The 25,515-nt window shown below is 67.6% G+C and carries 21 protein-coding genes; 12 read left to right on the plus strand and 9 right to left on the minus strand.

Annotation, left to right across the window (positions count from 1 at the left end):
- Window positions 1-24 precede the first annotated feature (24 nt).
- Window positions 25-1,266 (plus strand): type VII secretion-associated serine protease mycosin, encoded by a 1,242-nt coding sequence (gene mycP / locus ACWD26_RS40695; RefSeq protein ID WP_451278237.1) that lies wholly within the window; start codon window positions 25-27, stop codon window positions 1,264-1,266.
- Window positions 1,267-1,443: 177 nt separating this feature from the next.
- Here the strand turns inward: mycP (ACWD26_RS40695) and ACWD26_RS40700 are convergent, their stop codons facing one another.
- Entirely contained in the window at window positions 1,444-1,764 is a 321-nt protein-coding gene (locus ACWD26_RS40700; RefSeq protein ID WP_451278239.1) for a DUF397 domain-containing protein, read from the minus strand.
- Window positions 1,765-2,181: 417 nt separating this feature from the next.
- Between ACWD26_RS40700 and ACWD26_RS40705 the strand changes: the two genes are divergently transcribed.
- Window positions 2,182-2,571 (plus strand): WXG100 family type VII secretion target, encoded by a 390-nt coding sequence (locus ACWD26_RS40705; protein WP_451278241.1) that lies wholly within the window; start codon window positions 2,182-2,184, stop codon window positions 2,569-2,571.
- 19 nt (window positions 2,572-2,590) lie between these two features.
- A complete protein-coding gene (locus tag ACWD26_RS40710; RefSeq protein ID WP_451278243.1) occupies window positions 2,591-2,902 on the plus strand; it encodes a WXG100 family type VII secretion target in 312 nt (103 codons plus the stop codon).
- Window positions 2,903-2,972: 70 nt separating this feature from the next.
- Here the strand turns inward: ACWD26_RS40710 and ACWD26_RS40715 are convergent, their stop codons facing one another.
- The 7 genes from ACWD26_RS40715 to eccCa form a co-directional block, all read right to left on the minus strand.
- Complete coding sequence (locus ACWD26_RS40715; RefSeq protein ID WP_451278245.1) at window positions 2,973-3,527, minus strand: hypothetical protein; 555 nt, start codon at window positions 3,525-3,527, stop codon at window positions 2,973-2,975.
- A gap of 14 nt (window positions 3,528-3,541) precedes the next feature.
- Window positions 3,542-5,320: an alpha/beta hydrolase gene (locus ACWD26_RS40720; RefSeq protein WP_451278247.1), complete on the minus strand. Its 1,779-nt coding sequence runs from the start codon at window positions 5,318-5,320 to the stop codon at window positions 3,542-3,544.
- 5 nt (window positions 5,321-5,325) lie between these two features.
- A complete protein-coding gene (locus ACWD26_RS40725) occupies window positions 5,326-5,646 on the minus strand; it encodes a hypothetical protein (RefSeq protein WP_451278249.1) in 321 nt (106 codons plus the stop codon).
- A 170-nt stretch (window positions 5,647-5,816) separates the two neighbouring features.
- Window positions 5,817-7,232: a type VII secretion-associated serine protease mycosin gene (gene mycP, locus ACWD26_RS40730; RefSeq protein ID WP_451278251.1), complete on the minus strand. Its 1,416-nt coding sequence runs from the start codon at window positions 7,230-7,232 to the stop codon at window positions 5,817-5,819.
- 31 nt (window positions 7,233-7,263) lie between these two features.
- Window positions 7,264-8,790, minus strand: coding sequence for a WXG100 family type VII secretion target (locus ACWD26_RS40735; protein WP_451278253.1), 1,527 nt, complete (start codon window positions 8,788-8,790; stop codon window positions 7,264-7,266).
- A complete protein-coding gene (locus tag ACWD26_RS40740) occupies window positions 8,790-9,317 on the minus strand; it encodes a hypothetical protein (RefSeq protein ID WP_451278255.1) in 528 nt (175 codons plus the stop codon). Before ACWD26_RS40740 ends, ACWD26_RS40735 begins: the two co-directional genes overlap by 1 nt.
- 79 nt (window positions 9,318-9,396) lie before the next feature.
- Complete coding sequence (gene eccCa, locus ACWD26_RS40745) at window positions 9,397-13,356, minus strand: type VII secretion protein EccCa (RefSeq protein ID WP_451278257.1); 3,960 nt, start codon at window positions 13,354-13,356, stop codon at window positions 9,397-9,399.
- Window positions 13,357-13,519: 163 nt separating this feature from the next.
- Between eccCa and eccD the strand changes: the two genes are divergently transcribed.
- The 6 genes from eccD (at window position 13,520) to ACWD26_RS40775 (ending at window position 20,713) form a co-directional block, all read left to right on the plus strand.
- On the plus strand, window positions 13,520-14,989 hold the full coding sequence (gene eccD / locus ACWD26_RS40750; protein ID WP_451278259.1) for a type VII secretion integral membrane protein EccD: 1,470 nt from the start codon (window positions 13,520-13,522) through the stop codon (window positions 14,987-14,989).
- A gap of 196 nt (window positions 14,990-15,185) precedes the next feature.
- On the plus strand, window positions 15,186-15,473 hold the full coding sequence (rpsO, locus tag ACWD26_RS40755) for a 30S ribosomal protein S15 (protein ID WP_030041128.1): 288 nt from the start codon (window positions 15,186-15,188) through the stop codon (window positions 15,471-15,473).
- A 373-nt stretch (window positions 15,474-15,846) separates the two neighbouring features.
- Window positions 15,847-18,066 (plus strand): polyribonucleotide nucleotidyltransferase, encoded by a 2,220-nt coding sequence (locus ACWD26_RS40760; protein ID WP_451278262.1) that lies wholly within the window; start codon window positions 15,847-15,849, stop codon window positions 18,064-18,066.
- The gene (locus ACWD26_RS40765) at window positions 18,063-19,442 is read left to right on the plus strand and encodes a M16 family metallopeptidase (RefSeq protein ID WP_451278263.1); all 1,380 of its coding nucleotides are present in this window, start codon (window positions 18,063-18,065) and stop codon (window positions 19,440-19,442) included. The genes ACWD26_RS40760 and ACWD26_RS40765 overlap by 4 nt, the downstream gene beginning before the upstream one ends.
- Window positions 19,443-19,465: 23 nt before the next feature.
- Window positions 19,466-20,218, plus strand: coding sequence for a 4-hydroxy-tetrahydrodipicolinate reductase (dapB, locus tag ACWD26_RS40770; protein WP_451278265.1), 753 nt, complete (start codon window positions 19,466-19,468; stop codon window positions 20,216-20,218).
- Between the two features lie 39 nt (window positions 20,219-20,257).
- A complete protein-coding gene (locus ACWD26_RS40775; protein WP_451278267.1) occupies window positions 20,258-20,713 on the plus strand; it encodes a hypothetical protein in 456 nt (151 codons plus the stop codon).
- A gap of 69 nt (window positions 20,714-20,782) precedes the next feature.
- Here ACWD26_RS40775 and ACWD26_RS40780 read toward each other — a convergent pair whose 3' ends face one another.
- Window positions 20,783-21,340, minus strand: coding sequence for a hypothetical protein (locus tag ACWD26_RS40780; RefSeq protein WP_451278269.1), 558 nt, complete (start codon window positions 21,338-21,340; stop codon window positions 20,783-20,785).
- Between the two features lie 188 nt (window positions 21,341-21,528).
- Here ACWD26_RS40780 and thyX point away from each other — a divergent pair, with 188 nt between their 5' ends.
- From thyX to ACWD26_RS40795, 3 genes are all read left to right on the plus strand, one after another.
- On the plus strand, window positions 21,529-22,269 hold the full coding sequence (thyX, locus tag ACWD26_RS40785) for an FAD-dependent thymidylate synthase (RefSeq protein ID WP_451278271.1): 741 nt from the start codon (window positions 21,529-21,531) through the stop codon (window positions 22,267-22,269).
- Between the two features lie 211 nt (window positions 22,270-22,480).
- Window positions 22,481-23,380, plus strand: a complete 900-nt coding sequence (gene dapA, locus ACWD26_RS40790) for a 4-hydroxy-tetrahydrodipicolinate synthase (protein ID WP_451278273.1) — start codon at window positions 22,481-22,483, stop codon at window positions 23,378-23,380.
- A 151-nt stretch (window positions 23,381-23,531) separates the two neighbouring features.
- Window positions 23,532-25,217 (plus strand): ribonuclease J, encoded by a 1,686-nt coding sequence (locus ACWD26_RS40795; RefSeq protein WP_451278275.1) that lies wholly within the window; start codon window positions 23,532-23,534, stop codon window positions 25,215-25,217.
- Window positions 25,218-25,515 lie beyond the last annotated feature (298 nt).

Below are 25,515 nucleotides of genomic sequence, written 5' to 3' on the forward strand. Positions count from 1 at the left end.
CAGAAGGACGGGAGCGACGTACAGGTGTCGCCGAAGAAGACAACTCTGCCGGCCACGGCCGTACTGCTGACAGCGCTGAGCACCGCCCCGCCCGGGGCCGGGCTCGGCGCGTCCGATGCGTTCACCGCGCGTGTGCGGCTCGACGGCAGTGGTGAGTGCACGTTCCCCGCCAAGCAGATCAAGGGCACTCCCTGGGCGCTGCAGCGGGTGCTCCTCGACGAGCTCTGGCAGGGCACCGACAAGGGCAAGGGCATTCGGGTGGCGGTCATCGACACCGGAGTCGACGACAGTAACCCGCAGTTGAAGACGGCGGTCGACAAGGCGGCCGGCCGCGACTTCCTGGCCAAGGGCAAGGGCGCCGACCCGACGAACGACCGCGAGGGACACGGGACGAAGGTCGCGGGCATCATCGCGGCCCGTCCACACGACGGCACGGGCTTCGTGGGCCTCGCCCCCAACGCCACGATCATCCCCATCCGCCAGAACGACGCCGAGAACAGCGGCGACTCGGACTCCATGGCGGAGGCGATCACCTACGCCGTGTCCCAGGGCGCCGATGTCATCAACATCTCCCAGGACACGACGAAGCCCCTGTCCGGCACGTCCAGGCTCGCGCAGGCGGTACGCGCCGCCATCGCCCAGGACGTCGTCGTGGTCGCCTCCGCCGGCAACGACGGCCTCGACGGCACCTACAAGAACACCTACCCGGCCGCATTCCCCGGCGTCCTCGCCGTGGCGTCCTCCGACCGCAACAACGAACGGGCCTCCTTCTCCCAGGCAGGTGAGTTCGTGGGCGTGGCGGCCCCCGGCGTCGACATCGTGTCCACGGTCCCGGGCGGCGGCCAGTGCACGGACAACGGCACCAGCTTCTCCGCCCCGTTCGTCGCCGGCGTCGCCGCACTCCTCAAGGAGAAGCACGAGGACTGGTCGACCGCCCAGATCGTGACCCGGATCGAGCAGACCGCCGAACGCTCCGTCAACGGCCACGACAACTTCGTCGGCTGGGGAGTCGTGGACCCGGTTCGCGCCGTCCAGGACTCCGACCTCGCCGACCCGCCCTCGTCGCCGACCCCGGACCCAGGTGTGTCCAAGGCCCCGGCCCCCGACACCGCCCGCTTCACCCTCGCCGAGACCCCGCACGAACGCGACGAGCGCTACGCCACGTACGCCCTCGGCATCACCGCGGCCCTGGTCACGGTCATCGCCGGCACGGCGGTCGTACTCCGCGATCTGCGCCGCCGCCGGTACCGAGGAAACGACGCCTGAGCATGACCTCTGGCCCGCCGACACGACACCGCACCAGGCGCCCGGACGAAGAGGTGAGTGCGCGGGGCCTGGCGCGTCGAGCACCGGGCCTCGGTTCCGGGAGGACGGCTACGACGCAGCGCGGCCCCCAGACGGCGATCACTGCAGTCCTCGCTCCGCCTCTCCGCTGGGCTCTCGCTACGTGGCGTCGACCCCTTGGTCGAGCCCGCCGTTGTGAGGCGCCGGTTCCAGATCGAACTCCCCGTCCCGAGCCCCGAGCACGAAGGCCCGCCACTCGGCTTCGGTGTACCGCAGAACCGTGTCCGGATCGAGCGACGACCTCATGGCCACGGCACCCTCGGGCAGGTACGCGATCTCCACCCGCTCCTCATGCTCCTCGGTACCCGGCGCGCTGTGCCACTCCACCCCCGAGATGTCGAGCGCGTACAGCTCGTCCTTCTCGCGCTCTTTGCGTTCCTTGAGTGCCTTCTCGGCGTCCTTGTCCAGCCCATCGGCCATGACGGCGCGGTCCCTTCCCGACGTACGAACGAGCTACGGACTCACAGTACTTGTGTACAGGCACACCCATGACCGACAAACGGAACAGCACCGCGTCACACCCCGCGATCCTCACCTCACCCCCCGTTGGCGATCCGTGCTCCTCGTGCGACTCTGGCCCCGCTACCTGCCCGACCTCTGAGCCGCCCCTGAACTCCCCCGTTATGGCTTTGCAGTTGGAAGCGTCACGTCAGGTGACTAGAGTGATATGCGGTATCACGTGGGTGGTACGGCACGGGGGCGGTGTAACGCTGTGGCCGCGCGTCGCGCGGCGATCACGGTGATTCTTGCCCGCCTGGACCATCTGGGCGTCGGGCCTCGATGGACGCGTCGCGGCGGTCGATACCGCCGTCACATCAAGAGGAGGGTGGAGAACCTGTGAGTGACATCACGGCGGACCAGAAACGCGAGAACGACCAACTCATCGCGCTGGCCAACAAAATCCAGAACTTCCACGTTGAGGTGAGCCGTCGTGTGACGTCACTCAACACGGTCGTGGACATGATTCAGGGCGGCTGGCAGGGCGCGGCCAGTCAGGAGTACGACAGGGTGCAGCGCGAGGTGAACGTCCACCTCAAGAAGCTCCAGGACAACCTCGTCGACCTGGAAGACGTCATGCGCATGGCCGTCAACGGGTTCGAGGACCACGAGCAGGAGCGCATCGCGGAGATCCGGAAGGTGGACAACTCCGCCGAGTCCCAGGCCCAGGCCGACGCCGGCATGAGGGGCCAGACGTACACCACCGACCGCATCACCAGCCTCGCCTGAGCCACGGAGGAGACCCACGATGAGCACCGGTTTCGACCGCACAGCGATCAACTACGCCACGGTCACCCAGGCGGCGAGTGACGTCCGTAAGACCGCAACGGACCTCACGCAGGAACTCGAAGCCCTCATGCAGGAGGTGAAGCGCGTCGCCGAGACCTGGGAGGGCGAGGCGAAGACGGCGTACGGAGACATCCAGCGCAAGAACACCACCGAGATGCAGGCCATGACCCAGCAGCTCAATCTCATCGCCAGCCTCCTGGACCGGTCGGTCGTCGGCTACCAGGGCACAGACCTGGACGGCGCGAAGCGCATCCGCATGTTGATGGGCTGAAGGCGACCACGACAGGGGGAGGCGACACGAGTTCTCGCCTCCCCCTGCGCTATCTGCCGGTTCCTCCCTCTCACGAACTTGAGGTCGATGGGATCGGGGTGTTGGCCGACCAGAAGTCGGACGCCTCGCTGGGCAGTGGCGGTTCGCTCCCGTCATAGTCGGGAACGCCGGGAACCGACTTGGGCGCCGAAACTGCGGATTTCTGGACGCAAGGAGTCGTCACCTCGAAGAGCGCTTGGCCCTGATCGCCGAAGAGCAGTCGGATCTGGAATTGATCCGGAGTCAGGAAGTAGGTTGCCGGGTTCGTGGCGTCGTCACTCGCCTCGCGGTGGGTGAATCCCTCCTTCTGCCAGTGGCGTTCCACGATGCCCAGGAAGTTTCCCCTGCGCTCCGGAGAAATGATGGTGGTCACAGCGGCCCTGCGTGACACCGAGCAGGTCAGGTCCGAGGACAGCCCGTGCACCCACTTCACCTGAGGCCTGATCGAATTCAGGGTGCTGACCAGAAGGTTGTCCGCTCGCTCTGCGGCCTGCTGCATGGTCATGTCGGACACATCTTGCCCTTCGTCGCCGTTGTCACCTACCAAGCCGCAACCCGAGACGAGCGCGACGATCAGCGCGGTCAATCCGAGACGGACCCTCATCGATGATCCTCCCGTACGATCGAGTCCGGATTGCCGGCAACGATTTTCGCGATGTTGTCTGCAGACACTTGATCTTTTTCCGGGTTGAAGTAATTGGAGTGTGCTTCGAAACCATTGGTCCAGGCAGGAGGACCGTCGTCGGTTCGCATACGAATAGCACCAAACTCCTCACTCACAGGGTCCCTTCCGAACCAGTTATCATCGTCACCGGGGTCTCCCACGTCGGCGCCCACAACGAGGCCCACGCCGCCACCGATGGGTCCCCCCAAAGCCCAACCCGCCCCCGCTCCGATGGCTCCTCCGACGACCGAACCTGTGGACGGTGCGTGTGTGACGAGGTCATTCCCTGCTGCGCCGACAAAAACGTGATCTCTGCCAACACCGAGATCTTCGGCCCGATCTACACCCACGCCTGGGCTGCCGAGCAGTATGTAGTCGTCGACGTCGGGCATACCGCCGGGTTGCTGGCTGGCTGTACCCACCGTCAAGGAACCGTACGAGTGGCCGATCGCGGTGACATGGGGATCGCTGTGATCATTCGTCGCCGCGATACCGCTCATGAATTCCTGGTAGGCGGGGGCACCTCTTTCGGCGTCGCCCGTGACGGCTACGTCAGCGCCCAGCGGGGCGTCGTACCCGAGCCAGATGATGGAGGCACTCGACCGATCGAGTTCACGAGCGCCGATAGCAGTATCACGTGCCCGTTTCAACGTGCCATCAGCGAACTCACTGTCAAGTTTTGTGCTCAAGCCGGGAACGTAGGCGGATACATTCTTCGACGTGTCGGGATTCCCGTAAGAAACGATCGCGCGACCCTGTCCCTCGTCTCCGATTCCGAGGAGATACATGGGAGGTTCGCTTCCCGCCCGCAGTTGCTCGTCGATCTTACGCAGACCATCGAGCTTTGTCTGAGCATCCTCACCGCCTTGAGATTCCAACTTTCCCATGAGCTGCGGCAGGTAGGTGCGGTTGGCTTCGTCTCGGGCGTCTGCTGGGATGCCGTCCAGATTGCCAATGGTGTCTGGGTAGATTGCCATGTAGGCGATGCGGTCATCCTCACTGAGGCCGTCCCACCATTCCTTCCGTTCTGCTGCAGATTTGTCTGTGGGAATGTCGTCCTTGAAAACATCGTCGACAGCTCCGTGAACGGCGGAGGCATCAGCGTTCACATCTGCCCATGTCGCATCGGTGACCTCAAGCCCTTCTGCGGCCTTCAGTTTGCCGACTGCCACGGAATATTGTTCGTCAATCGAGTTTGCCTCACTCAACGCGGTAGCGATTCTGTTGGCGATTCCTTGAGCGAGTGCCGCGTTCGGATTCAAGGTGGCTGCGGCTGCTGTGGTCCGAAGAGCCCGGGAAAAGAAGTCATCAGCCCCCGACACTGTGTCACCGGGTAGTTCTGTGTCGCTCGATGTGGCTGGCGGATAGCGCACTGAGCCGTCATCGAACACCTCGAACTTCATACTCTCGGCCTCTGCGAGAGCCTCGAGGAGGCTACGCTGTGGACCAGCCAGTTCTTCGGCGAGGCCATTTAGAGCAGCACTCACCAAGCCGCACTCCGTATGGATGTACTGGTAGTTCCGTGCGAGTCGTCCCAGGCGTATGACAGCCTCGACCGCTGACATATTCTCTTGTGTGTCTGTCAGGGTGGCAACGATCTCGTTGTTGACTCGATCGCGGGAGGAGTAGGCTTTTTTGCTTATCTCGGACCAACCTCGGGCGGCATCGACAAGCTCCGTGAGCTTGAGACCCTTGAGCTCTTGTAGAGATAGCAAAGTTCTTACTTCCCGCCCGAAAACTGTGGCGCCGACATGCGTTCACTGGCGATGGCTGACGTAAGTGCGGCCTCGTTCTCTCCCTGGTCCCGAGCTACCTGACGCATCGGCGAATCAAGGTTCTCGCACTCGTCCCGGACCGCCTTCAAACGGCGATGCCATGAGTCACGGACGGCGTCCATGGCCAACACTGTTGCCAATGTTTTGGCGCTTGCGGAAAAGGTGCTGCCATCGCCACCGAGTTGCGTCACGCCGGATGCCGTGGTTGTGCGCAATTCAGTGAGAACCCTGGCGCCCTTGAGCCACGGGAAGTCGATAAAGACCATGCGCCCACCTGCCTCCCCTTGACCCGAATCGGCGGCAGCGGACGCACTACTGTTGGTCGTTGCCTGAGCGCGGGCTGATGACCACTGTTCTTCGAAGGACACAGAGACCTCTTTGGTGACAACAGTGCCTAATTGGGCCGGTTGGTTCGACGTCTGCTCGGACGGAGCGTTCAGGAGAGCGGGCCGGGCCCAGGAGGTTGCGGCCCGTACGGGGAGTTCGGAGGCCCTGAGGGCGGGCCGTAGATGCCAGAGGCCTCGTGGAGTTGCGAAGCGGGAGGCACGTAACCGGCAGGGGGCGGTGGGATCGGTGGGAGGGCGGAGCGTCGGCGACGTGCGACGATTATCGGTACGGCGATCGCTGAGCCGAGCAGTGCGGCCGCGCTGATGCCCAAAGTGATCCAAAGGGCTGCGTCGTCTTCGTCCGAGGGCGTCGTACCAGTAGTTCGCTCGTCCTCCTTGGCCTTCTCGGCAGCGTCAAAAGAATCGCTTGACTTCGAGGCTTCAGGAGAAGGAGAAGCTGACTCTGCGGCTGCGGCTGCGGCGAGGTCCGAGAGGGGCCACTTGTCGGCGGGCCCAGGATCGCCTGGGTTTTGCAGCGCGATTCGTGGACGCACAATGCCGTAGCCGATGGCGTTGTTCCAGGTCCACTTCTTCTCGTTGCCCTTCATCGTGTTGATCAGGACACGCAGGACCTGGTTGTTCGTCCAGGTGGGGTGCTTCGACCAGATGAGGGCGGCGGACGCGGAGGCGATGGCGGTGGCGTAGCTGGTTCCGTCGGAGTTGCAGACTTGAGTGCCGCCGAGGCACGCATGGACCATCTTCTCACCAGGGGCGGCGATGTCTACTTGTGATCCCCACTGGGAGAAGGAGCTTCGTTCGATGTCCTCATCGATCGATCCCACACCAACGACACCAGGTGTAGCCGCTGGGTACATGGGCTGATTGTCTTTGTCTCCGCGGTTGCCGACACCAGCGAAAATCAACTTACCCTTGTCGAGGGCGTACTTTGCGGCTGCGGCGAGTTCCTTGGTACCGACGTTCTGCATCCCTGGGCTGTCGGCACTGGCCATGGAAATGTTGATGATCTGTGCCTTGGAATCTGCCGCGAATCGGATGGCCTCCGTCATCTTTCTGGAGTACTCGGCTCCTGTATCCACTTTTCCATAATCTTCGGTGCCGTACTTCATACGGATGGGGAGGATCTTCACGCCGGGGGCGAGGCCGTAGGAGCCGTTGAGCTCTCCCCGTGCACCCGTGGCCGCGATGAGCGCGGCCACGCCGGTGCCATGCCCTTCAAGGTCTGTGTGTTCGTCGCCGGACTGATTCGAGTAGTCCTTACCTTCAAGAACCTGGCCCTTGAGATCGGCCAAACCGTCATCGACTCCGGAGTCGATGACGGCGACAGTCAGTCCACGCCCGGTACTGGTCTTCCACATCTCATCAGCGTGCATGGCATCAAGGTGCCATTGCCGGGAGCGAATCGAGTCAGCATGCGCAGGAGTTGCGGTGATGCCCACCAGCAGCAGGCCGAGGGCGCCTGCGACTGCCGACGCGGGTCGCAATGTTTGCTTACTGCTGGTTCGCATGTGCCTTCCAGGGTCGCAACCGAAGGAGGAGTCAGTCCACAACCGGCGGCAGCGGGCGACGGTTGGCGCGCTGCCAGGTCTCCTCGTCCTCGGTCAGGTAGTCGGGTCGATCGCTTTGACGGGGATCGCGTCGCGGTGATGGCGAATTGGCTGCGTGTGCAGTGGCCCCATCGCGGCGCTGCGTGGAGGCCTGTGCCGGCGCGGCGCCGCCAGCATGCCGAGTGAGACCCGTTCCTCCTGGGGTGAAGGGACGGGCTCCGCCATTGCCAGGCTGATTCGGACGGTTGCCGATCATTCCGCCGGTCTCGGATGCCAGACGTCGGCCGGTAGGTGCAGCATTGCTGTGCCCGCCACCGGAATTGCCTCCGACAGGCATGCCGGGGGTGATGCCACGCCCCATCGCCGTACGCCCCTGCGTGCCTTCACCGATGACGGTCCCCCTCGGAAGGGACCCAGTCGGACGGCCTGAGGCGGGAGGCACGGGTCGGCCTCCGACGATCCCGGTCTCGCGCGGCATGCGAGCACTGCCGTTGGCCATGCCCTGACCGGGCAGGAACGGTGCCCGAGTGGCCGACGGAACACGGCCGGGGGCAGTCGGACCAGTGCCGCTTCTGTTGCCGTTGAAGGGCGGGATCCCGACCGGTTGCGAGGGAAGACGTGGGTCGGGACGCTCTGAGCCGCCGGGAACAGTCGGGGGGTGGATGAGGTCTGGCCCTGGAGATTTCGGGAGGGTGTTCAGGCCGTCAAGACCCATGGTGACCGGGTCGGAATGAGAAGTTCGCCCCTTTCCGGGCACTGTCGGGATCGAGTGCGAAGTGATTTCGCGTTCGCGGCCGTTGAGTCCGGAAGCGGTGGACGAACCTGTCCCATTGCCACTTCCACCAGACAGAACAGTGATCGACTCATATTGATCGCGACCGCCAACCCACTTGTCTGGGTCCATGCTCCTAGCCGGCGGCACAAACGTAGGCGGCTCCACAGAATTAACCTGCGCAGCCGACTGCTGATAAGCCTGCGCCAGCTTCCGCATCTGCTGCACGGCCTCGTACCGAGCCGCGTCGATCCGCCCCTGGGCCGCCGTCGCGTCGGACTGGGCGGTCTGGGCCAGCTTTCGGGAGTCGGGGTCGTTGCGGGCGCCGGGCTCCTTGGTCGCGGCGAGGGACTTCTCCGCGGTGCGGAGGTCCGCCTGCGCGGCCGTGGTCTCGGAGGTGTCCGGCATGACCGCCTTCGCCTCCGCGATCGCCTGGGAGACGATGCCCATCCACCGGGACGCCACCTCGGCGTACTCGCCGAGGTGAAGCGTGGCGCTCGCCGTCTGCCCGCCCCACTCACGGAAGGTGTCGCCGGCCTCGCCCTGCCATTCCAGGCCCTTGACGTACGTCATGAGGTCGTCGCCGATCTTGGTGATCGTCGAGGCGGCCTTGGAGAGTTTCGCCGCGAGGTCGTAGGCGCCCTCGGCGTTGGCGGAGTCGAGCATCGCCACCAGCTGCGCGTGGGTCATGGACTCGAAGTCCGTGTGCTGGGGGGTGGGTTGCTTCCGATTGGGCTGCTCGCTCATTACAGGCCCTTCTCCCCGTCGGTGACCTCCGCGACCGGCTCGCCCTGGTGCTTGCCCTGCTGCTCGGCCTGCCGCTGGGCGTACGGGTCACGGTCGACGTCGTAGTACTTGTCGACCTCCGCATTGACCTCCCGCATCCGCGCCTTGATGTCCTCGTCCAGGTTCTCGAAGCCCACCCGTGACGCGTGCACAGCCAGTCCCACCCCCTCGATCTGGGCGCTGAGCGCCTTCGAGAGGTTCTCCAACTCGTCATGGACGATGGCGTACGACTCGTAGAGGAACTGTGCTTCCTTGAAGTCGGCCGATCCCAGTTGGGCGCGGGACAGGCGGTCCTGGCCCACTTTGTCGGGGGCGGCCTCGGACTTGCCGAGTTCGACGAGGAGGTTGTCGACACGCTTCTTGAAGTCCTTCATGGCGTCGTGCTGGATGTCCAGCGCCATCTGAGGGTTCACGCCGTACAAGCTGTCGAAGGACTTGCCGGTGTCCGGCGCGCCCCCACCACCGCTGCCGCCCCCGTCCGAACTCACGTCAGCCGCCTCCCCGTTCTCCCCGTTCGCCCAAGTCAACCAAGGCTTCAATCAACACTGTTGGTCACTCTTCATCACTCTAATGGCGTTGCGGAAGCAAGCCCACCTGGATAAGAGGGGCCCCGCGCTTCCGTGACACGAATGTGCCCCGCCCCGGTGGCATGGGACGTGCCCGGACGTTGCCGAGGATGTCGCCCTCCATGGGGTCGCCGGAAAGGACGAGCCCCTGCGCGCCGAGCTCCTTCACCCGCTGCATGAACGACTCGTACATGGAGCGCGAGGCGCCCGCCGCGTTGCGGGCGATGATGAACTTGACGCCCACGTCACGCGCGAAGGGCAGATGCTCGACGAGGGCCGACAGCGGGTTCCCGGAGTTCGTGGCGACCAGCTCGTAGTCGTCGACGATGATGAACAGCTGCGGGCCGCTCCACCAGCTGCGGTCGCGCAACTGCTGCGGCGTGATGTCGGGCTTGGGCGCGCGCATCTCCATGAACTGCCGGATGGCGTCCATGTGGACGTTCATCGCGGACGCCATCGGCGCGTACTCCAGCAAATGCTCCTCGGAGACCGCCTCCAGCATCGTCCTGCGGTAGTCGCCGACGACGATCCGGGCCTCCGAGGGCGTGTAGCGCTCGGCGATCTGCTTCGCGATCAGTCGCAGCAGGTTCGTCTTGCCCGACTCGCTCTCCCCGAAGACCAGGAAGAAGGGGTCCGTCTCGAAGTCGATGAAGACCGGTTCGAGGTTGGCCTCGTCGATGCCGATCGCGATGCCGTGCTGCGGGAACTCGAAGCCCTTGGGCAACTGGTCGGCGGGCAACTTGCGGGGCAGCAGGCGCACTGTCGGGGCCGCCGGGCCCTGCCAGTTGCCCTTCACCGCCTGCACCAGCTGCGCCGTGGCATCCGACAGACCGTCCGCGTCCGACGAGGAGTCGATACGCGGCAGTGCCGTCATGAAGTGCAGCTTCTCCGGGACCTGGCCACGGCCCGGCACACCCGCCGGCACGTTCGCCGCGACCCTGCGGTCGAACTCGGAGTCCATGACGTCACCGAGGCGCAGCTCCAGCCGGCCCAGGATCTGGTCCTTGAGCGCGGACCGCACCTCCATGTAGCGAGAGGCGGAGAGGACGACGTGGATGCCGTAACCGAGGCCGCGGCCCGCGATGTCGTGGACGATGCCTTCGAGACCCTCGTAGTCGCCCTTGAAGTTGCCCCAGCCGTCGACGACCAGGAAGACGTCGCCCCAGGCCTCACCGGGCAGCTCGCCGGCCGCGCGCCGTCGACGGTACGTGCCGATCGAGTCGATGCCGTTCGCGCGGAAGAACTGCTCGCGGCGGTTGAGGATGCCCGCCACCTCCGCGACCGTACGCCGGACCCGCTCGGGGTCCAGCCGGGAGGCGACTCCGCCCACATGCGGCAGGTCCGACAGGGACGACAGGCCGCCACCGCCGAAGTCCAGGCAGTAGAACTGCACCTCGTGCGGTGTGTGGGTCACGGCGAACGAACCGATCAACGTACGCAGCAGCGTGGACTTGCCGGACTGAGGGCCACCGACGACCATCATGTGGCCCGCCGCGCCGGAGAAGTCCCGGTAGAGCACCTCGCGCTTTTGCTCGAACGGCTTGTCGATCAGACCGAGGGGGACCGTCAGCCCGCCCAGTCGCGTGTACTCGGCGGCCTGCAGGCCCCGTTCGGCCGTCGAGGCGAGCGGTGGCAGCAACTGATCCAGCGTCGGCGCCTGGTCCAGCGGCGGCAGCCATACCTGATGGGCGGGCACACCCTGGCCCTCCAGCCGCTGCACGATGACGTCGAGGACCGTGTCCGCCAAGGCGTCGTCCTCCTGGCGCGCGGGGGCTTGAGTCTGAGCCGGGTCCGGAGCCGCGTACGTGACCGGCACCTGAGCCGCCGTGAACAGCGCGGGCCGGCGCTCGATCGGTGTCCGGTCCCCGGAGACCTCGGGGCCACCGGAGCGGTACGCACCCGACACGTACGCCGCCTTGAAGCGGGTCATCTCGTCCGTGCCGAACTTCAGATACCCGGAACCGGGCACGGACGGCAGGTGGTAGGCGTCCGGAACGCCCAGCGCCGCACGCGACTCCGCGGCGGAGAACGTCCGCAGACCGATCCGGTACGACAGATAGGTGTCCAGACCGCGCAGACGGCCCTCCTCCAGGCGTTGCGAGGCCAGCAGCAGATGCACACCCAGGGAGCGGCCGATGCGGCCGATCTGGATGAACATGTCGATGAAGTCGGGCTTGGCCGTGAGGAGTTCGCTGAACTCGTCGATCACCAGGACGAGCGAGGCCAGCGGCTCCAGCGGAGCACCCGCGGCCCGCGCCTTCTCGTAGTCGTGGATGTTGGCGTAGTTGCCCGCCGAGCGCAGCAGCTCCTGGCGGCGCTGGAGTTCGCCGCGGATCGCGTCGCCCATGCGGTCGACGAGGGTCAGGTCGTCGGAGAGGTTGGTGATGACGGCGGCGACGTGCGGCATCTGGGACATGCCGGCGAAGGTGGCGCCGCCCTTGAAGTCCGCGAGGACGAAGTTCAGCGTTTCCGAGGAGTGGGTGACCGCGAGGCCGAGTACCAGCGTGCGCAGCAGCTCCGACTTGCCGGAGCCGGTCGCGCCCACACACAGGCCGTGCGGGCCCATACCGTCCTGCGCGGCCTCCTTGAGGTCCAGCATCACGGGCCGGCCGTCCTCGCCGACACCGATGGGCACCCGCAGGCGCTCCGGCGTCGACCGCGGCCGCCAGGTGCGGGTGACCTCCACGGAGGCGGCGTCGCCGAGGCCCAGTAGATCGGTGAAGTCCAGGTTGGCGAGCAGCGGTTCGTCGTCGTTCCCGCCGCCCATGCGCAGGGGGGCCAGCTGTCGGGCGAGCGCCTCGGCGGCGGGCAGGGACAGCCCGTCGGGGGTGCCCTCGTAGGCGACCGGGGCACCCGTGTCCAGCCACAGCCGGTCCGGTCGTACGACGATGGAGAGGCCGCCCCGGGGCTGGTCGAGCTCGCCCGGGACCACCTCGATGATCGTCACGCCCTGAAGTCCCTCGGCGGCCGCGAATGCGGAGGTCGGGGGCACGATTCCGCCGTCGAGGACGACGACGATGTGCGGCTGGTCCAGTACCGGCTGGCCATCCCGGCTGAAACGCGGGCGGCCTTCGAGGCGGGCGGACAGCAGCTGTTCCAGCTCACCGAGGTCGTCACCGAACAGCCGCCGGGTGCCGGCGCCGTCGAACTGCCCGGTCAACTGGCTGTGCGGCAGCCACTTGGTCCAGTCCCAGCGGCCGACCGCGTTCGGGGCGGCGACCACGGCCAGCAGCAGATCGTCGGGGGAGTGCAGGGTGGTGAGTTGGGCGACCAGCGCGCGCGCCGCGGCCTGGGCGCGCTCCGGCTCGCCGGACACCGTCACGTGGTAGAAGGCGCGCATCGACACCGCGACCGGCAGCCCGTCCAACTGACCGTGCACGGCGAGGAACCGCTGCATGGCGCCGGCGCACAGGGGTTCGAGCTCGTCCACGGGCGCGGTCTCGGGAGCCACCAGGGGAGAGGCCAGCTGCTGCGGTCCCAGACCGATCCGCGCCTGCCCGAAGTCCGCGTCCCCGACGCGGCGCTCCCACACCCGGCTGCCCTCGGCGACCACCGACCACAACTGCTCGGGAGAGGGGTGCAGATACAACTGCGCGTCGCGCTGCTTCAAGCCGGTCCTGCGCACCGTACGCCGGGTCTGCGCGAGGTATTTGAGGTAGTCCCGACGCACATCGGCCATTTGCCCCTGCGTACCGCGACGGTGTCGGACGATCTGCGCGATCACCATCGCGGCCGTCGACACGAGCATCACCACACCCATGATCCGCATGAACGGATGGGCGTTCGGGGAGGCGAAGTAGAACACCACCGACGAGCCCATGCCGAGCGTCGGCAGGATCTGCATCAGCATGCCCTCCTGCTGACCCCGCGGCAGCTCCGGAGGAGCCTCCAGACGCAGCTCATCGGTGGGCACTTCGGGCGGCAGGGAACGCGGTGGGCGCTTGATGACGATCTGGCTCACCGGTGCATCAATCCCCCTATACGGATGAGCAGTTTCCTACCGGCACCCCCGTGGTGACGGTCGCCCTCCGCTAGGCGGGGATCCTACTTGTCACCACTGACGGCACCTACCGGTAGGGTGACGCCCGCAGCGTACGCATCCGCGAAGCAGGGGGTCAGTAAAGGTGAGTACGACCGCGACGACCGGGTTCTGCCGAGTCACTGTCGTGGCACCCGACAGCCGCATCGACGTTGCCCTCCCGGTGGACATCACCATCGCCGACATCTACCCGGAGATCCTGCGCCTGACGGGCCAGACCCAGCCGGTCGGCGCCCCGACGGGCTACCACCTGGTGCGCCGCGACGGCAGCGCCCTCGACGGCGCCCGCTCGCTCGCCGACGAACGGGTGCTCGACGGCGAAGTGCTCAGCCTGCGCCCCTTCGCCGAGTCGCTGCCACCGGCCGTCCACGACGACGTCTCCGACGCGGTCGCCTCCGCGGTCGTTCGCGACCGCCACCTGTGGAGCGACGACCTGCTGCGCGTCGCCGGGCTGCTCGGCGGCGCCCTGCTCCTGCTGCTCGTCGCGTTCGTGCTCTGGAACGCCGACCCGATCCACCACGACATGAACGGCCTGCCCGGCATCATCGCGGGTGGCCTGGGCGTACTCCTGACCGCCTACGCGGCCGTACGCGCACGTGTGTACGCCGACCGCGTAGGCGCCGCGGCCATCGGTCTCGCCGCCCTGCCCCTGCTCCTCCTCGCGGGCTCCGGAATCATCGACCCGGCGGCCGGACAGGGGCCGGGCAAGCTGCAGTTCATGCTGGGCTGTGTGGCGGTGCTGGTCGCCTCCGTCGCCCTCGTCGCGCTCGCCCCCAGCGGGGACGCGGCCTTCGTGGCCACCACCTTCGCGGCGGCGGTCGGTGCCGTGGCCACCTTCGTGGCGATCCTCGCCGACGCCTCCGCGACCGACATCGCCGCGGTGTGCGCCCCGGCCGCCATCGGCCTGGTCGCCTTCCTCCCCGGCCTGTCGGCTCGCTTCGCCCGGCTGCCGATCGGTTACGCCTCCCCGCGCTCCGCCGCGTACGAGGACTTCGACCTGGACTCCTCCCAGGGCCCGGACACCGAGCCCCTCGACGCCGAGCGCATCGCCGCCCAGGCCCGGCGCGGGCACGAGATGCTGCTGGGCCTCGTCGGCGGCACCTCCGCCGTGGTGGTCGCCTCCACCGCCGTCCTCGGCTTCTCGGACGACCTGTGGGGCCGGCTCCTGGGCCTCGCCGCCGGCCTCGCCATGCTGATCCGCGCCCGCCTGTTCCGCTACACCTCGCAGGTGGTCTGCGCCCTCGTCGCCGGTGTCGCGGCCCTCGCCCTCCTGCTGATCGGCCTCGCGCTCAACCCGCCGGCCGAGGCCCTGACAGAGTTCACGCTCCACGCCGACCGGGGAGCCCTGGACCTGCGCACCATCTGGCTCACGGCCGCCGTCACCGCCGGAGCCGCGCTGCTCACCGCGATCGGTCTGATCATCCCCCAGAAGGGCCTCTCCCCCTTCTGGGGCCGCCTCCTCGACATCGCCGAGGCGTTCGTGCTGCTCACCCTGATCCCGCTGTGCCTGGCGGTCCTGGGCGTCCTCACGACGGTCCGGTCGCTGACCGGCTGAGGGACGCCCCGACCGTCGGCCCAGCGCGTCTCACCAGCCTGGTATCCTGTCTGCTGGCCGTCTGTGTACGCACCCCGGGCTCCCCAAAGACCCCGGAGGCAGCGCCGACGGACCCCGTCACCCGAGTCACAGAAGCCCCCCTGAGACGAAGACCAGGGGCACTCGGTGGCATCAATGAGACTATGAGGAGTATCGCGTGTCGCTCGACGCCGCTACGAAGAAGCAGATCATCAGCGAGTTCGGTACCAAGGAGGGCGACACCGGCTCCCCCGAGGTCCAGGTCGCGATGCTCTCCCGCCGCATCTCGGACCTGACCGAGCACCTCAAGACCCACAAGCACGACCACCACTCCCGTCGTGGTCTGCTGATCCTGGTCGGTCAGCGCCGCCGTCTGCTGCAGTACCTCGCCAAGAAGGACATCCAGCGCTTCCGTGCGCTGGTCGACCGCCTCGGCATCCGCCGCGGTGCGGCGGGCGCCAAGTAAGACGCCGTGAGGGGAGCGGTTCCCGGGACATGGGGACCGCTCCTTTTGTTGTACGTGCGCCTCCGCAGGCGGGACGTACGGGCGGAAACGTGCGGAGTGTCACCACCCCTTTGTAGTGTGGTAGCACAACGCAATACGCAGGACACAGCGTGAGGGCACCGGGACACGGTCGCCGCACGCACACAGAACACCACGCACACCGAACGAGGAGAAGCGCACCTCGCCGCCGCCGGTCCTCGGTAGTGGCCCCCGGGGGATTGCGAACCCCGAGGGCTTCGATCGAAGACCGGCCCGCACCAGACGGCGCGCTTCTCCGCCACCGTCCCCCTGCCACACGGGCGGGACCAGGGACGAAGACGAGGAGAATTTGCTAGTGGAGAACGAGACCCACTACGCCGAGGCCGTCATCGACAACGGCTCCTTCGGCACCCGCACCATCCGTTTCGAGACGGGCCGTCTGGCCAAGCAGGCCGCCGGCTCCGCCGTGGCGTACCTGGACGACGACACCATGGTGCTGTCGGCCACCACCGCCTCCAAGAACCCCAAGGACCAGCTCGACTTCTTCCCCCTCACGGTGGACGTTGAGGAGCGGATGTACGCCGCCGGCAAGATCCCCGGCAGCTTCTTCCGCCGTGAGGGCCGTCCCTCCGAGGACGCCATCCTCACCTGCCGGCTGATCGACCGTCCGCTGCGCCCGTCCTTCAAGAAGGGCCTGCGCAACGAGATCCAGGTCGTCGCCACGATCATGGCGCTCAACCCCGACCACCTGTACGACGTCGTGGCGATCAACGCCGCGTCCGCGTCCACGCAGCTGGCCGGCCTGCCCTTCTCAGGCCCGATCGGCGGCGTCCGCGTCGCGCTGATCAACGGCCAGTGGGTGGCCTTCCCGACGCACTCCGAGCTCGAGGACGCCGTCTTCGACATGGTCGTCGCCGGTCGCGTCCTGGAGGACGGCGACGTCGCGATCATGATGGTCGAGGCCGAGGCCACCGAGAAGACCATCCAGCTGGTCAAGGGCGGCGCCGAGGCGCCCACCGAGGAGGTCGTCGCCGCCGGTCTGGACGCCGCGAAGCCCTTCATCAAGGTCCTCTGCAAGGCGCAGGCCGACCTCGCGTCGAAGGCCGCCAAGCCGACCGGCGAGTTCCCGATCTTCCTCGACTACCAGGACGACGTCCTGGAGGCCCTCACGGCCGCCGTCAAGGACGAGCTCGCCCAGGCGCTCACCATCGCCGGCAAGCAGGAGCGCGAGACCGAGCTGGACCGTGTCAAGGCGCTCGCCGCCGAGAAGCTGATCCCGCAGTTCGAGGGCCGCGAGAAGGAGATCTCCGCCGCGTACCGCTCGCTCACCAAGCAGCTGGTCCGCGAGCGCGTGATCAAGGAGAAGAAGCGCATCGACGGCCGCGGCGTCACGGACATCCGTACGCTCGCCGCCGAGGTCGAGGCCATTCCGCGCGTGCACGGTTCCGCGGTGTTCGAGCGTGGCGAGACCCAGATCCTGGGCGTCACCACCCTCAACATGCTCCGCATGGAGCAGCAGCTCGACACGCTGTCGCCGGTGACGCGCAAGCGCTACATGCACAACTACAACTTCCCGCCGTACTCCACCGGTGAGACCGGCCGCGTCGGCTCCCCGAAGCGTCGCGAGATCGGCCACGGCGCCCTCGCCGAGCGCGCCCTCGTGCCGGTCCTGCCGACGCGTGAGGAGTTCCCCTACGCGATCCGCCAGGTCTCCGAGGCGCTCAGCTCGAACGGCTCGACGTCCATGGGCTCGGTCTGCGCCTCCACCATGTCGCTGCTGAACGCCGGTGTGCCGCTCAAGGCCCCGGTCGCCGGTATCGCCATGGGCCTGATCTCCCAGGAGATCGACGGCGAGACGCACTACGTCACCCTCACCGACATCCTCGGTGCGGAGGACGCCTTCGGCGACATGGACTTCAAGGTCGCCGGCACCAAGGAGTTCGTGACCGCCCTCCAGCTCGACACCAAGCTGGACGGCATCCCGGCCTCCGTCCTGGCCGCGGCCCTGAAGCAGGCCCGTGACGCCCGCCTCCACATCCTCGACGTGATGATGGAAGCGATCGACACGCCGGACGAGATGTCCCCGAACGCCCCGCGGATCATCACCGTCAAGATCCCCGTGGACAAGATCGGCGAGGTCATCGGCCCCAAGGGCAAGATGATCAACCAGATCCAGGAGGACACCGGCGCCGAGATCACGATCGAGGACGACGGCACCATCTACATCGGTGCCGCCGACGGCCCGGCCGCCGAGGCCGCTCGCGCCACGATCAACGGCATCGCCAACCCGACCATGCCGGAGGTCGGCGAGCGCTACCTGGGCACCGTCGTGAAGACGACGACCTTCGGCGCGTTCGTGTCGCTGCTCCCGGGCAAGGACGGTCTGCTGCACATCTCGCAGATCCGCAAGCTCGCCGGCGGCAAGCGCGTGGAGAACGTCGAGGACGTCGTCGGCGTGGGCCAGAAGGTCCAGGTCGAGATCGCCGAGATCGACTCCCGTGGCAAGCTCTCCCTCATCCCCGTGATCGAGGGCGAAGAAGGCTCCGAGGACACGAAGGACGACGGCGACAAGTGACGTCCCGTAGCTCCAAGGCGACGGCCCGCACCTCCACGGAGGCGCGGGCCGTCGCCCGTACCCAAACCCTGATCAAGGGCATGAACGGCATCGGCACGGTCCGCAAGACCACCCTCCCGGGCGGCCTGCGCATCGTCACCGAGACCCTGCCGTCCGTCCGCTCCGCCACCTTCGGCATCTGGGCCCACGTCGGCTCCCGCGACGAGACGCCCGCACTGAACGGCGCCACGCACTACCTGGAGCACCTGCTCTTCAAGGGCACCTCACGCCGTAGCGCGCTCGACATCTCCTCCGCGATCGACGCGGTCGGCGGCGAGATGAACGCGTTCACGGCGAAGGAGTACACGTGCTACTACGCACGCGTGCTCGACAGCGACCTGCCGCTGGCCATCGACACGGTCTGCGACATGCTCACCGGCTCGCTCATCCGCGAGGAGGACGTCGACGTCGAACGCGGCGCCATCCTCGAGGAGATCGCGATGACCGAGGACGACCCGGGCGACTGTGTGCACGACCTGTTCGCGCACACGATGTTCGGCGACACCCCTCTCGGCCGCCCGGTCCTCGGCACGGTCGACACGGTCAACGCCCTCACCGCCGACCGCATCCGCCGCTTCTACAAGAAGCACTACGACCCGACGCACCTCGTGGTCGCCTGCGCCGGCAACATCGACCACAACAAGGTCGTACGACAGGTCCGCGCGGCCTTCGAGAGCGCCGGCGCCCTCACCCGCGTCGACGCCACCCCGATCGCCCCGCGCGAGGGCACCCGGAGCCTGCGCACGGCCGGTCGTGTCGAGCTGGTCGGGCGCAAGACCGAGCAGGCGCACGTCGTCCTCGGTATGCCCGGCCTTGCCCGCACCGACGAACGCCGCTGGGCTCTCGGCGTCCTCAACACGGCACTGGGCGGCGGCATGTCCTCCCGCCTCTTCCAGGAGGTCCGGGAGAAGCGCGGCCTCGCCTACAGCGTGTACTCGTACACCTCCGGCTTCGCCGACTGCGGCCTCTTCGGCGTGTACGCCGGCTGCCGCCCGTCCCAGGTGCACGACGTGCTCAAGATCTGCCGTGACGAACTGGACCAGGTCGCCGAGCACGGGCTGCCGGACGACGAGATCGAGCGCGCCATCGGCCAGCTCCGCGGCTCCACGGTCCTCGGCCTGGAGGACACCGGTGCGCTGATGAACCGCATCGGCAAGAGCGAGCTGTGCTGGGGCGAACAGATGTCCGTCGACGAGATGCTGACACGGATAGCCATGGTCACCCCGGACGAGATCCGTTCCGTGGCCCGCGAGATCCTGGGCCGGCGCCCCTCCCTGTCGGTGATCGGCCCGCTCAAGGACAAACAGGCGTCCCGTCTGCACGAAGCCGTCGCCTAACACCCCAGTTAAGGAACCAAGCAATGAGCAAGCTGCGCGTGGCGGTCCTCGGTGCCCAGGGCCGCATCGGCTCCGAGGCCGTACGGGCCGTCGAGGCCGCCGAGGACATGGAACTGGTCGCCGCCCTGAGCCGGGGCGACAAGCTGGAGACGCTGGCCGAGAAGGGCGCCCAGGTCGCCGTCGAACTGACCACCCCCGCCTCGGTCATGGGCAACCTCGACTTCTGCGTACGCCACGGCATCCACGCGGTCGTCGGTACGACTGGCTGGACCGACGACCGCCTCGCGCAGCTCAAGGGCTGGCTGGACGGATCCCCGGAAACCGGCGTGCTCATCGCGCCCAACTTCTCCATCGGGGCCGTCCTGACCATGAAGTTCGCGCAGATCGCCGCGCCCTACTTCGAGTCCGTCGAGGTCGTCGAACTGCACCACCCGAACAAGGTCGACGCCCCGAGCGGCACCGCCACGCGCACCGCCCAGCTCATCGCCGAGGCCCGCCGCGCGGCGGGAACGGCCCCGGCGCCGGACGCCACCGTCACGGCTCTGGACGGCGCGCGCGGCGCGGACGTCGACGGCGTGCCGGTCCACGCCGTACGTCTGCGCGGTCTGCTCGCCCACCAGGAGGTCCTGCTCGGCGGCGAGGGCGAGACCCTGACGGTCCGTCACGACTCCCTCCACCACAGCAGCTTCATGCCGGGCATCCTGCTCGGCGCCCGCCGCGTGGTGACGACCCCGGGCCTCACCTTCGGCCTCGAACACTTCCTCGACCTGGGCTGAACGTCCAGAACCTCGGCGTCCGCGAGAACTCGGAAGAACATGCGCGCGAAGATCACCTATGCCGTCACGGCAGCCGTCCTGGTCGTCTACTTCGTCCTGGTCGGCAGCCGCGGGGTCCTGCTCATAGAGACCGGCACGCCGGTCACGATCGCCTTCGGCGTCGCCGTGCTCGTCCTGCCGGGGATCGGGCTGTGGTTCCTGTGGAAGAACACCCAGTTCGTCCGCAAGGCCAACCAGCTCGCCGCCGAGCTCGACGCCGAAGGGGGCCTCCCCGTCGACGAGTTGAAGCGCACCCCGAGCGGCCGTATCGACCGCGACTCCGCCGACGAGGTCTTCGCACGACGCAAGGAGGAGACCGAGGACGCCCCCGACGACTGGCGCACCTGGTTCCGCCTCGCCGTCGCCTACCACGACGCCCGTGACACCCCGCGAGCCCGCAAGGCGATGCAGCGCGCCATCGCCCTCCACGACGGCAAGCCGGCGCAGGCCGCCTGATCATCGATCCCGCATACGGGTGAGGGGCCGGTCCGCACCCGCGGACCGGCCCCTCACCCGTATGTTCGACTACGCGGCGCGCCTGTACTCCGCCGCCCACGCCTCGATCGTGTCGGCCGCCCGGTCGAAGGCCTCGCTACGCGCCAGGAAGTCGGCGTTGTGCGTGGTCATCAGCGGCGTCACGTACTCCTGGACACGGTCCGTGCGGACGAGAAGCAGCGCCTGCCCCTGCACGGACCGCGGCAGCCCGAGCCACCGCACCGGCTGCTGCACGGTACGCACCGAGACGGTCGGCTCCCAGGACGCCGTACGTGTCCTGAAGAAGCCCACCCGGCGCACGCCCCGCGCGCTCACCCAGATACCGACCCGCAGCAGCCGCAGGGCGCAGGCGATGACGAACAGCGCCGCGCCGAAGAAGACCGCGCCCGCCTGCGGTGTCTCGGCCGCCGCGATGATGACCGCCGCGACCAGCACGTACGACGCGAGCAGCAGCAGGAGCGCGGCCGCGCCCACCCGCCACGGGCCGGGCCGGTAGGGACGCCGCCAGCGGTCGCGGTCGTCGAACGGCAGCGCTTCGTCCGCCGCCTGGTCGAAGGCGCGGTCGGCGGTCAGGAAGGGCAGGGGCACGGCTGAACCTCACTCAATCCACGCACGGGTTTCGCCCGGTGAGGCTACCTAGCCGGATGCCCGGTCACCACCTTCAGGGGGCCAACGGGGGCACAAGTGGGTGCGACTCGGGCCATCGGCCCGCTGTCGGTGTCGGGCCGTAGAGTGGGCGCCGCCCGAGAGCAGCGATGGGAAGGACCCTCCGAGCCGTGACCGACACCCCCGCCGACGACCTCAAACCCAGCTTCCGCAGCGATGTCACCGTCGACTTGGTGAAGCACAGCGCGGCCGACTCCGACGTGCTGTGGGCCGCCCGCGTCTCCACCGCCGGCGAACAGTCCCTGGAGGAGCTGACCAAGGACCCCGAGCGCTCCAAGGGCCTGATCAACTACCTGATGCGGGACCGGCACGGAAGCCCCTTCGAGCACAACTCGATGACCTTCTTCATCAGCGCCCCGATCTTCGTCTTCCGCGAGTTCATGCGCCACCGGGTCGGCTGGTCCTACAACGAGGAGTCCGGTCGGTACAGGGAGCTCCAGCCCCACTTCTACGTCCCCGACGAGTCCCGCAAGCTCGTGCAGGAGGGCCGTCCCGGCAAGTACGTCTTCGTCGAGGGCACCCAGGCCCAGCAGGAGCTGGTAGGCCGTGTCATGGAGGACGCGTACGTACACGCGTACGAGGCGTACCAGGAGATGCTCGCAGCCGGTGTCGCCCGCGAGGTCGCTCGCGCGGTCCTCCCGGTCGGCCTCTTCTCCTCGATGTACGCCACCTGCAACGCCCGCTCGCTGATGCACTTCCTCGGTCTGCGCACCCAGCACGAGCTCGCGAAGGTCCCGTCCTTCCCGCAGCGGGAGATCGAGATGGTCGGCGAGAAGATGGAGGCGGAGTGGTCCCGGCTCATGCCGCTCACCCATGCCGCGTTCAATGCGAACGGCCGGGTGGCGCCGTAGCGCACCGCCGACTTCCGGCCAGGCACAGATGTACGGGTCAGCCGAGCGAAGTGTCCGTATTGCGGCATTTCGCGAAGTTCATCTAGCCTGATCAAACGGACCCGGCACTGCTTGAACCCCCGAGCAGGCAGTGCCGGGCTCCGCATTTGTCCTGACTTTTCCCGCCCCCCGAGGGCAGACCGCGTCCTGAGCAGCGAGTAGCGTGTTACCCATGGCTCCGACCTCGACTCCGCAGACCCCCTTCGGGCGGGTCCTCACCGCCATGGTCACGCCCTTCACGGCGGACGGCGCACTCGACCTCGACGGCGCGCAGCGGCTCGCCGCCCACCTGGTGGACGCAGGCAACGACGGCCTGGTCATCAACGGCACCACCGGCGAGTCCCCCACCACCAGTGACGCGGAGAAATCGGACCTGGTACGAGCTGTCCTCGAGGCCGTCGGCGACCGCGCGCACATCATCGCCGGCGTCGGCACGAACGACACCCACCACAGCATGGAGCTGGCCCGCGCCGCGGAGAAGGTCGGCGCCCACGGCCTCCTCGTCGTCACGCCGTACTACAACAAGCCCCCGCAGGAGGGCCTGTACCGGCACTTCAAGGCCATCGCCGACGCCGCCGAGCTGCCGGTGATGCTCTACGACATCCCGGGCCGCAGCGGTGTCCCGATCGACACCGAGACGATCGTCCGGCTCGCCGAGCACCCGCGCATCGTCGCCAACAAGGACGCCAAGGGCGACCTCGGCCGCGCCAGCTGGGCCATCGCCCGCTCCGGCCTCGCCTGGTACTCCGGCGACGACATGCTCAACCTCCCGCTGCTCTCCGTGGGCGCGGTCGGCTTCGTCTCGGTCGTCGGCCACGTCGTCACCCCCGAGCTGCGCGCCCTCGTCGATGCCTACGTCTCCGGTGACGTCCAGAAGGCCACCGAGATCCACCAGAAGCTGCTCCCGGTCTTCACCGGCATGTTCCGCACCCAGGGCGTGATGACCACCAAGGCGGCGCTCGCCCTCCAGGGTCTGCCCGCCGGACCGCTGCGCGCCCCCATGGTGGAGCTTTCGCCCGAGGAGACCGCCCAGCTCAAGATCGATCTTGGCGCCGGCGGGGTACAGCTCTAGCACCGGACTTCGCACGACGCGACAACCAGACTTCACAACTGAATAGGCAGGACGAAAGTGCCTGCGGTCCATATCCACAACTGCTTTTGCACGAACGTCATGCGCGCCACGTGCCACAGAGGTACGTGGCGCGCGTGGTGAGGAGAGTCTTTTGAGTCATCCGCATCCTGAACTCGGCCCGCCGCCGCCGCTTCCCGCAGGCGGCCTGCGGGTCACCCCACTGGGCGGTCTCGGCGAGATCGGCCGGAACATGACCGTCTTCGAGTACGGCGGCCGCCTGCTGATCGTCGACTGCGGCGTGCTGTTCCCCGAGGAGGAGCAGCCCGGAATCGACCTGATCCTGCCGGACTTCTCGTCCGTCAGGGACCGCCTCGACGACATCGAGGGCATCGTCCTCACGCACGGCCACGAGGACCACATCGGCGCGGTCCCGTACCTGCTGCGCGAGAAGCCCGACATCCCGCTGATCGGCTCCAAGCTGACCCTCGCCCTCATCGAGGCCAAGCTCCAGGAGCACCGCATCCGCCCGTACACCCTCGAGGTGGCGGAGGGGAACCGCGAGCGCATCGGCCCCTTCGACTGCGAGTTCGTCGCGGTCAACCACTCCATCCCTGACGCCCTCGCCGTGGCCATCCGCACTCCCGCGGGCATGGTGGTCCACACGGGCGACTTCAAGATGGACCAGCTCCCGCTGGACAACCGCCTCACGGACCTGCACGCGTTCGCACGGCTGAGCGAGGAGGGGATCGACCTCCTGCTCTCCGACTCCACGAACGCCGAAGTGCCGGGGTTCGTTCCGCCGGAGCGCGACATCTCCAATGTCCTGCGGCAGGTCTTCGCGGGCGCCCGGAAGCGGATCATCGTGGCCAGCTTCGCCAGCCACATCCACCGCATCCAGCAGATCCTCGACGCCGCCCACGAGTACGGCCGCCGGGTCGCCTTCGTCGGCCGCTCGATGGTCCGCAACATGGGCATCGCCCGGGACCTGGGCTACCTGAAGGTCCCGCCGGGCCTCGTCGTGGACGTCAAGACCCTCGACGACCTCCCGGACCACGAGATCGTCCTCGTGTGCACCGGATCGCAGGGCGAACCGATGGCGGCCCTGTCCCGTATGGCCAACCGGGACCACCAGATCCGTATCGTCCAGGGCGACACGGTGATCCTGGCCTCGTCCCTGATCCCCGGCAACGAGAACGCGGTCTACCGCGTCATCAACGGCCTGACCCGCTGGGGCGCCAACGTCGTCCACAAGGGCAACGCCAAGGTCCACGTCTCCGGGCACGCCTCGGCCGGCGAGCTGCTGTACTTCTACAACATCTGCCGCCCGAAGAACCTGATGCCGGTCCACGGCGAATGGCGCCACCTGCGCGCCAACGCCGAACTGGGCGCCCTGACGGGCGTACCGCACGACCGCATCGTCATCGCGGAGGACGGCGTGGTCGTCGATCTCATCGAGGGCAAGGCGAAGATCTCCGGCAAGGTCCAGGCCGGTTACGTGTACGTCGACGGCCTCTCGGTCGGCGACGTCGGCGAGCCGGCCCTCAAGGACCGGAAGATCCTGGGCGACGAGGGCATCATCTCGGTCTTCGTCGTCGTGGACTCCTCAACCGGCAAGATCACCGGCGGCCCGCACATCCAGGCCCGAGGCTCCGGCATCGAGGACTCCGCCTTCAGCGCGGTCGCCCCGAAGATCACCGAGGTCCTGGAGCGGTCGGCACAGGACGGGGTCGTCGAGCCCCACCAGCTGCAACAGCTCATCCGCCGCACCCTGGGCAAGTGGGTCTCCGACACCTACCGGCGCAGGCCGATGATCCTGCCTGTCGTGGTTGAGGTCTGACCTCCCGTCAGGGCCCGCCTGGAGCGGGGCTCCTCGATTTGCATCGGGGCGCCCCGCTCCAGTACGTTTACGGCTCCGCCCAGGGGGGAACCCGGCGCAACTGTGCGTCAGGAGCCACCCGGACCGGGCGGAAATTCCGACTCAGAACCTCTGATAAAGTCGGAACCGCCGGAAAGGGAAACGCGAAAGCGAGAACCTGGAAAGCACCGAGGAAATCGGACCGGAAAACGATCTGATAGAGTCGGAAACGCAAGACCGAAGGGAAGCGCCCGGAGGAAAGCCCGAGAGTGACTCGGGT

This window comes from Streptomyces sp. NPDC002787, assembly GCF_053592095.1.

Coding starts and splice junctions, on each gene's coding strand:
- ACWD26_RS40700 (WP_451278239.1), bottom strand. CDS start 1,764: ATGGCCGATGGGCTGGACAAGGACGCCGAGAAGGCACTCAAGGAACGC.
- ACWD26_RS40710 (WP_451278243.1), top strand. CDS start 2,591: ATGAGCACCGGTTTCGACCGCACAGCGATCAACTACGCCACGGTCACC.
- ACWD26_RS40725 (WP_451278249.1), bottom strand. CDS start 5,646: ATGGTCTTTATCGACTTCCCGTGGCTCAAGGGCGCCAGGGTTCTCACT.
- mycP (WP_451278251.1), bottom strand. CDS start 7,232: ATGCGAACCAGCAGTAAGCAAACATTGCGACCCGCGTCGGCAGTCGCA.
- ACWD26_RS40735 (WP_451278253.1), bottom strand. CDS start 8,790: ATGAGCGAGCAGCCCAATCGGAAGCAACCCACCCCCCAGCACACGGAC.
- dapB (WP_451278265.1), top strand. CDS start 19,466: ATGAGCAAGCTGCGCGTGGCGGTCCTCGGTGCCCAGGGCCGCATCGGC.
- ACWD26_RS40775 (WP_451278267.1), top strand. CDS start 20,258: ATGCGCGCGAAGATCACCTATGCCGTCACGGCAGCCGTCCTGGTCGTC.
- dapA (WP_451278273.1), top strand. CDS start 22,481: ATGGCTCCGACCTCGACTCCGCAGACCCCCTTCGGGCGGGTCCTCACC.